Origin of the sequence: Methyloceanibacter sp. (assembly GCF_050728395.1) — a bacterium.
Lineage (GTDB): Bacteria > Pseudomonadota > Alphaproteobacteria > Rhizobiales > Methyloligellaceae > Methyloceanibacter.
Genome location: NZ_JBOHJB010000029.1, coordinates 26,504 through 35,209, shown reverse-complemented (window position 1 = coordinate 35,209; position 8,706 = coordinate 26,504). Strand labels below are relative to the sequence as shown.

Below are 8,706 nucleotides of genomic sequence, written 5' to 3'. Positions count from 1 at the left end.
ACGCTCGCCGGTGCGCTGATGCCGTACCGCGCGAAGGCGCTCTACGACGCTTCGCCCGGCGCGGCTTACAAGGTGGGAAATATTCCAATGGTGACGATCTTCGGCCTGATCGGCGCCGTCGTCGGCGGCATCATGGTGCTGATGTTCATGTTCTCCAGCGCCCTCGGCCTGACCAGCGTCTTAGCCTATCAGGTGGTGTTCGGCGTGCTCGCGGTGTCGATCATCTGGTACTTCGTGGCCAAGATGGTTCAGCGCTCGCATGGCATCAACGTCGACTATGCCTTCAAGGAGATCCCGCCGGAGTAGGCACGCCGACCGGCTCGGTTGGACTCAGTATTGCTGCGACTTCTCGGAGACTTCCTGGTACCAGCGTCTTCGCGTTCCAATTTTCGCGCGCATCTTCCAACCGAGCGTCTTCGGTGCCGTTTCGATTGCGCCCAGAAGTCGATCTATTCGGCCGCGGATGACGCTGCGCCCCTCTTCCCCGAGCGAGGAGAACTGATCGAGATGGCCGGGGACATGTTTCAAATTCGTCGTGAACGTATAATAGAAGCCCCAGTCCTGGCGCATGATGCCGACGAGATAATCGGTGTCGATCGATTTCGGCCCAGGCTGCTCGTGCGAGAGAGGATGCTCCAGCATGAGCACGATCGTATCCTTGAAATCTTTGAGGTTGATCTGGACGATCTGCATTTTTTCGAGCAGGAGATCGGTCGTGCATATGGTCGGGCTATCGAGATCGAGCCGGCCCTTGAACGGGATGCGGTGACAAAAATAGAGCTCGTCGGCGAATACGTCGACGTTTAGCCCGGTGTCCTTATGCAAATAGGCGTGGCGTCCGCCCTCTGACGCCATGTAGATGCCTTCATCGGGAACGTATCCGCGCTCAACGAGAAATTCGCGGATTGCCCTGTTCTGCTTTTTCTCCGCCCCGAAATCCACATCGGTAAGGGCGCGCTTGGTGTCCTGAAACAGGTGCAGATTGTTGGGGCATTGCAGGCGATAGGCGACCGAACCCAAAATGCGGAGGCGAATGCCTTTCTCTTCCGCGTCACGGACGAGGTTGAGTGCCTCATCCACGAATTCCAAGTTGAGGCTTGGATCCGCAGGCTTCCCGTTCACATATCTCTCCCCGAATTGCTGGTCGGCACGACGATCTTTCTTCACCCCCAAAGCCATGTGTAAAACGCCTCCCCGTTGTGGGGCAATGGGCGTGATATGCCATCGCCCTGACCAGGGCAGGGGCCAGGAAAGCATCTATTCCCCTCCTGCTCCATCCGGCACGGAGACGCATGCCTGGCCATCCGAACGCCGCTCCAGTAGTGCTATGCTTCTTGCCGGGAGGACTCATCGATGACGTGGCGGTTTAGGAACGGCGATGTCTCCGCCATGCTCGCGATCGTGCTCTCATGCGCCCGCGCTTGCCGCCCAACGGGGAGGGCGCACGGGTGAGCCTCGATGGGGTGCGAGAGCGTTCATCAGGGCGCGTGGCCTCGCTAGAGATCTGGTTCGGGCGCGTGGAGCCCGTGCCGCTCGCCGGCGGAATCACCAATCAGAATTTCGCGGTCGAGGATGGCGGTCGCCGTTACGTCGTGCGCGTCGGCAGCGATATCCCGGTTCACGGGGTGGTGCGCGCGAACGAGTTGGCGGCGAGCCGGGCGGCGCATTTGGCGGGCTTAAGCCCTCGCGTCGTGCACGCCGAGCCGGGCATTCTCGTGCTCGACTTCATCGAGGGACGCACCTTCGCGCCGGAGGACGTACGCAATCCGGACAACCTTCCGCGCCTGATCGACATGGTGCGGCGCTGTCACCGGGACATTCCGCAATTCTTGCGCGGGCCCGGCACCATGTTCTGGGTGTTTCATGTCGTGCGCGACTACGCGCACACGCTGCGCGAAGGCGACAGCCGGCACAGTCCTCTTCTCCCCGATCTTCTCGGCCGCGCCGCGCGGCTCGAAGCCGCCGTCGGTCCGATCGATGTCGTATTCGGCCATAACGACCTTCTTGCCGCGAACTTCATCGATGACGGGCACCGGCTGTGGCTCGTCGACTGGGAGTACGCGGGGTTCAATTCGCCGCTGTTCGACCTTGGCGGGCTTGCCTCCAACAGCGAGTTTTCCCGCGAGCAGGCCGAGCAGGCTTTGAGCCTCTATTTCGGCAGGCCGGTCGACGATCTGTTGCGCCGCCGTGCCGCCGCCATGACCGCGGCGTCGCTGCTCCGCGAGACCATGTGGAGCATGGTGTCCGAGGTCCACTCGACCGTCGACTTCGACTACGCCGCTTACACGGCCGAGAATCTGAAACGCTTCGAGGCCGCCTACGCGGCCTATCAGACCATGGACCGCTCGTGAGCGACCTGCCGGCGTCCGCCAAGATCGTGATTGTCGGCGGCGGCATTGTCGGCTGCTCGGTGGCCTATCATCTGGGAAAGATGGGGATCACCGACGTGCTCCTTGTCGAGCGCGGCAAGCTGACATGCGGCTCGACCTGGCACGCCGCGGGCCTCGTCGGACAGTTGCGCACGAGCGCCAACATCACCCAGCTTCTCGGCTACTCCGTCGAACTCTACGGCAAGCTCGAGAGCGAAACGGGCCTCGCCACCGGGTGGAAGCGGAACGGCGGCTTGCGGCTCGCCTGCAATCCTGAGCGTTGGACCGAGGTGAAGCGGCAGGCGACCACCGCCACCTCCTTCGGGCTCGAGATGCATCTGCTTGACCCCAAGGAGGCCCAGGAGCTTTGGCCGCTCATGCAGGTCGACGACGTCGTCGGCGCGGCGTTCCTCCCCACCGACGGACAGGCCTCGCCGTCCGACATCGCCATGTCGCTGGCAAAGGGCGCGCGCAACGCTGGCGTCAAGATCTTCGAGGAGGTAGCGCTCACCGGCGTCGAGGTTGAGGACGGCCGCCTGCGCGCAGTGGCTACCGACAAGGGCCGCATAGTCTGCGACAAGCTCGTGATCTGTGCCGGCCAGTGGTCGCGAGAGATCGGGCGCATGGCCGGGGTCAATATTCCCCTCGTCCCGGTGCAGCACCAATATCTGATCACCGAGAACATCGAGGGCGTGACCCGCGATCTGCCGACGCTGCGCGATCCCGACCGTCTCACTTATTGGAAAGAGGAGGTTGGCGGCCTGGTGATGGGCGGCTATGAGCCAAATCCGAAGCCGTGGGCCCTAGATGGCCTACCCAACCGCTTCGAGTTCCAGCTACTCGACGACGATTTGGAGCATTTCGAGCCCCTCCTCGAGCTTGCCGCGGGCCGCGTTCCGGCCATGCAGACGGCAGGCATCAAGGAGTTCATCAACGGACCGGAAAGCTTCACGCCGGACGGCAACTTCATCCTCGGCGAGGCTCCCGAGGTGCGAGGCATCTTTGTCGGCGCCGGGTTCAACGCCTTCGGCATCGCAGCCGGGGGCGGGGCGGGCATGGCGCTTGCCGAATGGGTGGCCAAGGGCGCGCCGCCCTTCGATCTCTGGCCGGTCGACATCCGCCGGTTCGGCAAGAACCACCTCGACACCAACTGGGTGCGCACGCGCACGCTCGAGGCTTACGCCAAGCACTACACGATGGCCTGGCCGTTCGAGGAGCATCGCTCCGGGCGTCCGCTCCGCCGCTCGCCGCTCTACGACAGGCTGAAAGCGCAAGGCGCCTGCTTCGGCGAGAAGCTCGGCTGGGAGCGGCCGAATTGGTTCGCCGATCTCGCGCGCGGGGAGAAGGCCGAGGACCACTACAGCTACGAGCGCCAGAACTGGTTCGACGCTGTCGGCCGCGAGCACACCGCGGCCCGCCAGCGCGTCGCAGTGTTCGACCAGACGTCGTTCGCCAAGTTCCAACTAGCCGGCAGGGACGCCGAGGCGGCGCTATCGTGGATCTGTGCCAACGACGTCGCCAAGCCGCCGGGTCATCTTGTCTACACCCAGATGCTGAACGATCGCGGCGGCATCGAATGCGACCTGACGGTCGGTAGGCTATCGCCGACCGAATATTACATCGTCACCGGCACCGGCTTTGCCACGCACGATTTCGACTGGATCGCGCGCGGGGTCCCGGAGGGGCTCGATGCAAGCCTGATCGATGTCACCTCGTCGTATGCCGTGCTCGCGGTGATGGGGCCCCGGTCACGCGACGTGCTCCAGGCTCTGACCGAGGACGACATGTCGAATGCCGGCTTCCCGTTCGGCAGGGTGAAGCGCATCACCCTTGCCGGGGCGCCGATGCTCGCGCTCCGTGTCACCTATGTCGGCGAGCTCGGCTGGGAACTGCACATTCCCGTCGAGTTTGCCTTGAGCGTCTACGACGCGCTGATGGGAGCCGGGAAACCGCACGGCATCGCCAACGCCGGCTACCGCGCCATCGAGTCATTGCGCCTGGAAAAGGGCTATCGCGCCTGGGGCGCCGATATCGGGCCGGACCACTCGCCTCTGGTGGCGGGGCTCGGCTGGGCGGTCAAGCTGAAATCGAACAGACCGTTTCAGGGACGCGAAGCGCTCGAAGCCCAGGCCACAAAGAAGCTGCCGCGTCTGCTCGCCGGGTTCACCGCGGATCCCTCCATCGTGCTCTTGGGGCGCGAGACCATCTACCGCGACGGCGAGCGCGTCGGCTGGCTGTCGAGCGGAGGCTACGGCTACACGATCGGCCGCTCGATCGGCTACGGCTACGTCCGCGACCTCAAGAACGGCGTCGATCGCGACAGCGTGCTCTCAGGCCGCTACGAGCTCGAGGTCGCCACTATGCGCGTGCCCGCCGAAATGTTCCTCGATCCGCTCTACGACCCAACCATGTCGCGGGTCAAAAGCTGAGTCTTGACCGCCAGGAGCTAGGGCGCCTGCTGTCGCAACGCGACCAAATACGCCAGTGACCGGCAATGACGGCGAGCTACTTTCGAACAGTCCACGACGAGGCCCGGCATTCAAAGCGAAAGCCCATCCGATCTGAAAATTTGAGGAGTCGCCATGCGTTTGCCCCTGATCGCGCCCGCCGATCTCACCCCGGAACAACGCCCGCTCTACGATGACATGAGAGAGGGCATCGCCAAGAGCTTCAAAGGGTTCGTCGCCATGCGCGACGACGGAACCTTGCTCGGGCCATGGAACCCCTGGCTGCACGAGCCTGCCTTCGGCAAGGCGAGCTGGGACCTCGTCAGGGCGCTCGCCGACAAGCCTTCGCTGGCGAAGCCCGTGCGGGAAATCGCTATCCTCGTCACCGGCGCGCATTTCAAGTCGGCTTACGAGCTTTACGCCCACGTGCTCGTCGGCGAGCAGCGCGGCCTGTCGGACGAGAAGCTTTCGACCATCGTCGCCGGACAACGCCCCGCCGATCTGACGCGGGAGGAGGCGATTGCCTATGATTTCGCGAGCGCGCTGATGGCCGGGGGCGTGCTGCCTGAGCTCACCTACAGGACCGCGGTCGAGGCTTTCGGCCAGCACGGCGCTGCCGAATTGTCCTACCTTGTCGGACTCTATGCTCTCGTGTCGATCACGCTGAACACCTTCGACGTGCCGGTGCCCGAGGCTTAGTTTCGAACAGCGGGCATCTAGGACTCCTCAGCGACAGCCGGGATGGAGGCGATTCGTGCTCGCTCGCATAATCGCGCCTTTGTTCCCATATACGAAGTGAGGACCAACCAACAAAAGAAAGGAGCGCTATGCAGAAATGAATAGTGAGAATGACGATACAAACGATACCAATGACGACATCCTTTGGTTTGAGACTGAAGCCGCCGCCTTTATCGGCGCACCCCCTCCAGGCAACCCTGCCGGCCTGCCGGCCCGCGTCGTTAAGCGCATCCGCCGCCGCGCCGAGCCTGACCGCCTCTTAGAGAACTTCATCTTCGGATTTTTCCGCAGCGGCGTGAGGGTCGCCTTGTACTTGGCGTGCGCTTACGCCGCCAAGATTGCCTTCGGCATCGGCCATTTGTCCCTGGCGCTGCGATAGCTCATCGGGCCCCGCGCCTCATTTCACTGCTCGGGCCGGGTATCGGATTCGTAGAAAGTCTTGCCGTGGGCGTCTCTCTGGCGAAGGATGCTCTCAGCCGCAGCAGCCGCGATGGCGCTCGTCTGGATCATCCTGTCATAAAATTCTTCGGTGTCCTCTCGCGTCCAGAAATGTGGGTTCTTCATCCACTTGGTCGCGTAGCTGCAGATGTACGCGCACCACATCCACGGGGTGTTCAAGTTGTCGTCGACGTCCTGGCCCCATTGGCGCTCCTGATAACGCCGCTCCTTCAACACATCCTCGAAAACTCTTTGCTGCCAGCGTGACTGTGGTGGGTGTTGCATCGTCGATCCCTTTCGCGCTCGAAAGTCGCCGTCCGGGAAAGCCAGATCCTATCGCGCGGCAAGATCGATTGGCGCCCCAGGACCCCACCGAATAATGGTGGTGCCGCAAGAGGGATTCGAACCCCCGACCCCATCATTACGAATGATGTGCTCTACCAGCTGAGCTATTGCGGCCTTCGACCGGCGCCAAATCCTAGAAGGCGCCGGGTATAAAACGCTTTCCCGGGTGACTTAAGGCCAATGAAGGGGCGTTGCAAGTTTCCGAGCAGCGATAATCTTGCCAGGAGAAAGCCGCTGAACCATGGGCAACGGTGACAAAATCGAGATCGTCGAGATCGCCGAGAACAGAAGTGCGCTCTGCCGCGACATCCTGACGGCGTTGCCCAGCTGGTTCGGCATCCCGGAGTCGCTAGAGGCCTACGTTCGCGACTCCGCCACGTTACCCATGCTCGGCGCAATGACCGAGGGTGGCGCGATCGGATTCATCAGCCTCAAGGACCAAACGCCGTGCGCCACCGAAGCCTTCGTGCTCGGCGTGAGACCGGAATGGCAGCGCAAGGGCGTCGGGCGACGATTGTTCGAGTGCGCCGAAGATGGGCTGCGGCGTCGGGGCGTTCGCTTCTTTACCGTCAAGACCGTGGCAGTTCCCGCCGACGATCCCGTCTATGGCGCGACGCGGGCCTTCTACGAGGCGATGGGCTTCAAAGCGATCGAAGTTTTTCCCACGTTGTGGCACGAGCGGAACCCGTGCCTGTTCATGCTCAAGCCACTCGGCTGAGGCTTCAGCGGATTTGTGCCGCCCGCAGCCGTTCGAGTGAGGCAGGGCTCTCGTCTGGATCGCCTGACGACACCCCAGGATCGTCGGGGATCGGTGGCGCCACGTAAAATTCCGGTTTTTGTCGCGTTTGGGCCGGCTGCTCGCGCGGCGGGACCGGCGTGACCGGAGGAACGGCCGGGCGAACTTGAGCTGACTCCGCCGGCCGGGCTAAGGCGGCACCGTCGCCCGACGCCGGTGCCCGGGGCGATACGAGCTCGGGCTTTTTCGGCTCGGCCGTCTCCTTCACGGGGGCCGCGACCTTCAGCGCCGGCGGCGGCTCCGGCGGCTCATGGCTTTCCTCGATCAGCAATGTCTCGTCGCCGCGGCCGATGGCGTCGACCGGAGCCTTCCATTCGAAGGCGTCGACGGCGCCGGTGACCGGCGAGACCGGAAGCCAGCGGTCCGAGATGTAGCCGTCGGCGATCCACGCCCGGTCGCGGGGGCCGCGCACGGCGCGGGCAAGCCATTCGCGCTCGCGGCCCTTGTTGCCTTCGCCGGCCTCGATGCGCGCCATCAAAGCGCAGACGCGGGCCGGCGGCCGGTCATGCAGATAGGGGGAGATCGCGTCCTCAGCCCGCTGCCAGTCGCGGGCTTCGATGGCGGCGACGGCGATGGCGATCGGTCCTTCGATGTCGCCCGGCGTTAGGCTCGCCAGATGCTCGACGCGCCTCAGCCGCTCGCGCGGCGACTCGCCAGGCTTGGCGAAGGCGTAAACTGTCGCAAGATCTGGATGCGGCGCGAGTTTCCAGGTGCGGGCGACGAGGCGGCCTGCCTGCCGGCTGTCGCCCTTGGAGGCAAGCAGCCGTCCGGCAATCTCGGCCGCCGGTATCAGCGAGGGCGCAAGCCGCAACGCTTCGCTGGCAAGCGCCAGCGCCTTGGCAGGCTGCGACGATTCAAGATCGCGGGCTTCGGCGGTGAGCAACACGGCGCGGCGCCTGAGCGCCACGTCAGGCTCGACATTACCGTGCTTGCGCGCCACGGCAAGCGTGGAAAGAGCGCCTTCCCAATCGCCCTCGCGCGCCTGCATGTCGAACAGCGCGTTCGCGCTCCAGCCGGCGTGCGGATCGGTGCGCACCGCCTGCTCGGCAAGGGCGCGAGCAGCGCCGTTGTCGTTGCCGCGCTTGGCCTCGAGGAACAGCCCACGCAGTCCCAACAGCTCGGTCTCAGGCCGCTCGAGCATCGCCTCGAAGGCGCGCCGCGCCGAGGCGCGGTCGCCCTTGAGCTGCGCGGCTTGCGCTTTGAGCAGTGCGGTGAGCGGCTCGTTGGGAAGATTGCGGCGCGCCACGCCTGCGTAGCGTTGCGCCTGGGTCCGGTCGCCGACGCCGATGGCGAGAAGCCCGCGGGTCAGCGCGTCGAAGCCTTGGCGGCGGCGGCGCTCCTGCCGATAGGCGGCGATGGCGGCAGGCCGTGTGAACAGATAGCGCAGCAGCGCCAAGGCAAGGATCACCACTGTCACCAGAGCGGCAAATGCAAGCGCCCCGACGAAAGCGCTGGTTTTGATCTCATAGCCGAGCCACTCGACGGTGATGGCGCCAGGCCGGTCGGCGAGCCAAGCCAGAGACAAGGCCGCGGCGATGACGCCGATGATGAAGAAGAGGACGCGGATCATCGG

8 protein-coding genes, 1 tRNA gene and 1 pseudogene are annotated in these 8,706 nt (G+C 64.3%); 6 read left to right on the top strand and 4 right to left on the bottom strand.

From position 1 onward, the window contains the following. Positions 1 to 306 (top strand): annotated as a pseudogene (locus ACREC7_RS07295) (hypothetical protein); the annotation flags it as partial. Positions 307 to 330: 24 nt separating this feature from the next. Here the strand turns inward: ACREC7_RS07295 and ACREC7_RS07290 are convergent. Then, the gene (locus ACREC7_RS07290) at positions 331 to 1,179 is read right to left on the bottom strand and encodes a hypothetical protein (RefSeq protein WP_431555025.1); all 849 of its coding nucleotides are present in this window, start codon (positions 1,177 to 1,179) and stop codon (positions 331 to 333) included. A 269-nt stretch (positions 1,180 to 1,448) separates the two neighbouring features. Between ACREC7_RS07290 and ACREC7_RS07285 the strand changes: the two genes are divergently transcribed. From ACREC7_RS07285 to ACREC7_RS07270, 4 genes are all read left to right on the top strand, one after another. Then, positions 1,449 to 2,351, top strand: coding sequence for a choline/ethanolamine kinase family protein (locus tag ACREC7_RS07285; protein WP_431555024.1), 903 nt, complete (start codon positions 1,449 to 1,451; stop codon positions 2,349 to 2,351). After that, on the top strand, positions 2,348 to 4,798 hold the full coding sequence (locus tag ACREC7_RS07280; RefSeq protein WP_431555023.1) for a GcvT family protein: 2,451 nt from the start codon (positions 2,348 to 2,350) through the stop codon (positions 4,796 to 4,798). The genes ACREC7_RS07285 and ACREC7_RS07280 overlap by 4 nt, the downstream gene beginning before the upstream one ends. A 153-nt stretch (positions 4,799 to 4,951) precedes the next feature. Beyond that, positions 4,952 to 5,515 carry a carboxymuconolactone decarboxylase family protein gene (locus ACREC7_RS07275; RefSeq protein ID WP_431555022.1) on the top strand — a complete coding sequence of 188 codons (564 nt, stop codon included), beginning with the start codon at positions 4,952 to 4,954 and terminating at the stop codon, positions 5,513 to 5,515. Positions 5,516 to 5,651: 136 nt separating this feature from the next. Next, a complete protein-coding gene (locus ACREC7_RS07270) occupies positions 5,652 to 5,933 on the top strand; it encodes a hypothetical protein (RefSeq protein ID WP_431555021.1) in 282 nt (93 codons plus the stop codon). A 23-nt stretch (positions 5,934 to 5,956) separates the two neighbouring features. On the opposite strand, the gene ACREC7_RS07265 is transcribed toward ACREC7_RS07270, so the two are convergent. Then, complete coding sequence (locus ACREC7_RS07265; protein WP_431555020.1) at positions 5,957 to 6,277, bottom strand: hypothetical protein; 321 nt, start codon at positions 6,275 to 6,277, stop codon at positions 5,957 to 5,959. 98 nt (positions 6,278 to 6,375) lie between these two features. Further along, positions 6,376 to 6,451: transfer RNA gene (locus ACREC7_RS07260), tRNA-Thr, on the bottom strand. A 127-nt stretch (positions 6,452 to 6,578) separates the two neighbouring features. Between ACREC7_RS07260 and ACREC7_RS07255 the strand changes: the two genes are divergently transcribed. Continuing rightward, positions 6,579 to 7,055, top strand: coding sequence for a GNAT family N-acetyltransferase (locus ACREC7_RS07255; protein WP_431555019.1), 477 nt, complete (start codon positions 6,579 to 6,581; stop codon positions 7,053 to 7,055). Between the two features lie 4 nt (positions 7,056 to 7,059). Here the strand turns inward: ACREC7_RS07255 and ACREC7_RS07250 are convergent, their stop codons facing one another. Further along, the gene (locus ACREC7_RS07250) at positions 7,060 to 8,703 is read right to left on the bottom strand and encodes a heme biosynthesis protein HemY (protein WP_431555018.1); all 1,644 of its coding nucleotides are present in this window, start codon (positions 8,701 to 8,703) and stop codon (positions 7,060 to 7,062) included. Positions 8,704 to 8,706 lie beyond the last annotated feature (3 nt).

What these genes read in the sequence shown, in the direction of transcription:
- ACREC7_RS07275 (WP_431555022.1), top strand. Translation starts at nt 4,952, where the DNA reads ATGCGTTTGCCCCTGATCGCGCCCGCCGATCTCACCCCGGAACAACGC.
- ACREC7_RS07290 (WP_431555025.1), bottom strand. Translation starts at nt 1,179, where the DNA reads ATGGCTTTGGGGGTGAAGAAAGATCGTCGTGCCGACCAGCAATTCGGG.
- ACREC7_RS07250 (WP_431555018.1), bottom strand. Translation starts at nt 8,703, where the DNA reads ATGATCCGCGTCCTCTTCTTCATCATCGGCGTCATCGCCGCGGCCTTG.
- ACREC7_RS07255 (WP_431555019.1), top strand. Translation starts at nt 6,579, where the DNA reads ATGGGCAACGGTGACAAAATCGAGATCGTCGAGATCGCCGAGAACAGA.
- ACREC7_RS07265 (WP_431555020.1), bottom strand. Translation starts at nt 6,277, where the DNA reads ATGCAACACCCACCACAGTCACGCTGGCAGCAAAGAGTTTTCGAGGAT.
- ACREC7_RS07270 (WP_431555021.1), top strand. Translation starts at nt 5,652, where the DNA reads ATGAATAGTGAGAATGACGATACAAACGATACCAATGACGACATCCTT.